This is a genomic window from Halococcus thailandensis JCM 13552 (genome assembly GCF_000336715.1).
In the GTDB taxonomy this organism is placed as follows: Archaea; Halobacteriota; Halobacteria; order Halobacteriales; family Halococcaceae; genus Halococcus; species Halococcus thailandensis.
Genome location: NZ_AOMF01000002.1, coordinates 1 through 2617 on the forward strand (window position 1 = coordinate 1; position 2617 = coordinate 2617).

A 2617-nucleotide genomic window follows, 5' to 3' on the forward strand; every position below is an offset into this window, starting at 1 on the left:
GCGCTGTGTCTCCGAGTCGTCGTCGCGATCACCAACGATGAACGAGGAGACAACCCTGGCCGCGAGATACTCACATCATGAGACGGATTCTATGACACGCTCAAATAGGGCAATCTTGTGGAACTTCCCGTAACTCGGCAGTGGACGACCACGCGCGTATACAGTATCAGACCAGCACGAGCGGACTAACACTGAGACCTACACGAACAACGAGGAGATTTTGATCATTATCGGCGGAAGCGCCACTCAACCGACCGTTTACCCGTTCAATCGGTCGCGAAGTTCGAATTTCTGAATCTTGCCGCTCGCCGTCTTCGGGAGTTCCTCGACGAACCGATGCTCTCGTGGCCGCTTGTAGTCGGCCAGGTCATCGTGCTCTTTGAGAAATTCGTCAAGTTCCTCCTCAGTCACGTCATCCGCGACAACGTACGCCAGAACGACCTTTCCCCACTCGTCGTCTGGTTTGCCAACTACCGCGCACTCCACCACCGAGTCGTGTTCGAGCAGGACGTCCTCGGTGTCCCGTGGATAGATATTCTCACCGCCCGAGATGAACATATCATCTGCGCGGTCTTTCTTCCAGATGTAGCCGTCGGCATCGCAGTACCCGAGGTCACCTGAATAGTACCACTCGCCGTCAAAGACGGACTCGGACTTCTCCGGCATGTTCCAGTACTCGTCCATAGCAGCGGGACCCCGGATGACGATCTCACCCGTTTCCCCGACAGACGCTTCTTGATTGGGTGGTTGAGCGATTCCGTCCTCATCCAATTCCACAATCTTGACCTCGTGGTTCGGGAGCGAGATACCGGCTGCCCCCGCCTTCGTATCCTGTCCGTCGGGCGGAAGAACGGTGACCGCCGGTCCGAACTCCGTCATTCCATAGTACTCGACGAGGTCACATCCGATTTCGTCGTTCACCGCATCGATCGTGGCGGGAGCCATGCTTGCCCCTCCGTAGACGCCCAATCTGAACGACGAGAGATCGTACTCTTCTGGACTCTGTTGGACCATCTGGATCCACATCGTTGGAGCGCCAAACATCACCGAGACGTCGTGCTCCTCGAGAAGTCCCAGCGTTTCCTCTGGATCGAACGCGTGTTGAAGGACAGTACTCGCCCCGACGTGGACACGAGGAAGCAACATACAGTGGAGCTCCGCCGAGTGGTAGAGTGGGCCACAGGACAGGCCGACATCGGTCTTCGAGAGGTGCTGTGTCGATAGCATACACATGTTGTGTTCGATCATATCCCGGTGAGAATGGACGATCCCTTTCGGTCGTCCAGTCGTCCCACTCGAATACATGATGATGTACCGGTCATCCTGTTCAACATCGATTTCGGGTTCCGTCTTCGGCTGCTTCTCGAAGAGGCTATAGAAATCGGTAGCCCGATCGTCGTCTCCGTCCACGTTCACGAACGTCTGGATGGATTCGAGGTCGTCCTGAGCGGAGTCGACGACATCGCCCACGGCGTCTTCATAGAGCAACACCGAACTTTCCGCGTCGTTGAGGATGTATGTAAGGTCGCTCGGTGCCAGCCGGAAATTGATCGGATTGAACACCGCGCCGATCTTTGCTGCGCTGTAGCATGTGAGGATCATCTCGCTCGTGTTGAACAGGAACGTCGAGACGCGATCCCCCTTCTCGATGCCGAGGTCGCAAAGCGCGTGCGCTAACTGGTTAACCCGTTCGTTGAACTCTCTGTAACTCCACTCTTGGTTCTTCTGTGGGTACACGATCGCGTCTCGATCAGGATACTTCTCTGCCGTGAGAGTGAGCGATTCACCTACGGTCGGGTACATCTTCGTTCCAGCCATTCCCGATTGATATTCTCTCACAACAATAAGTGCTCTGCTGAACGCGATACCGTTCGAGAGCGTGACTGGCGTCGGCAATTCCGTGGAATTGTACTCACCCGTATGTGTTCACGACATAGAACAGACGATAGAAGCGTGAACGATACAGGCATTCGTAGATTCAACTTCCCGGTGTAGCAGCATGATCGAGTTATGACTAGCACCGAAATCTCGGGGTCGAAACCATCGATGAGCGCGTCGCCCTGCTCCCGAAGCCATCCCTAGCAGGTGTCTGGCGGAAAAATGGGCCGGTCGGTTTGACCCCCGGCCCGTGGTTCGCGTATACTCCTACGCACGGTGTCCCCGTGTTGACCGCACGTAGCACAGGCAAACACGCCTGCATGTCTCGTTAGGGGTGCCCATCTCTTAGCTCTTGTTACCAATTAGCACGGACAACGCCGACGGGCAGAGAGAAGAAATATGTTGCTGGGGCTGTGGTGATCGCTAGCAAAACTCTTTACGCTCGGAATGAGTATCGCTGCCCAACCAGTACAGGACGCCGAGAGCACCCCCGAATCAGAGTAACGTTCATCCATGCCCACATTCGACGCCGGCACAACGGATATCAACGCATTCGAAGTCGAAGATGCCGACTTGTACATCTTCAGTCAGTATTTCGACCAGGAGGAGGTCTTCGACGAACTGCGCGAGTACTACAACAGTGAGCAGTAGGTCGCGTCGGAAAACCGTTCAGAGTTCACCTCCGTTCGTTGTGACCGACACGCTACATCGTATCTTTCCGTGAGTTGACCGCTGGAGG

Annotated in this window: 2 protein-coding genes; one reads left to right on the forward strand and one right to left on the reverse strand. The window is 55.4% G+C overall.

Annotation, left to right across the window (positions count from 1 at the left end; translation table 11 throughout):
* Nucleotides 1-258: 258 nt before the first annotated feature.
* Nucleotides 259-1818 carry a long-chain-fatty-acid--CoA ligase gene (locus C451_RS00030; RefSeq protein WP_007736287.1) on the reverse strand — a complete coding sequence of 520 codons (1560 nt, stop codon included), beginning with the start codon at nt 1816-1818 and terminating at the stop codon, nt 259-261.
* A 573-nt stretch (nt 1819-2391) separates the two neighbouring features.
* Here C451_RS00030 and C451_RS22720 point away from each other — a divergent pair.
* Nucleotides 2392-2529 (forward strand): hypothetical protein, encoded by a 138-nt coding sequence (locus tag C451_RS22720; protein WP_162471346.1) that lies wholly within the window; start codon nt 2392-2394, stop codon nt 2527-2529.
* Nucleotides 2530-2617: the final 88 nt, after the last annotated feature.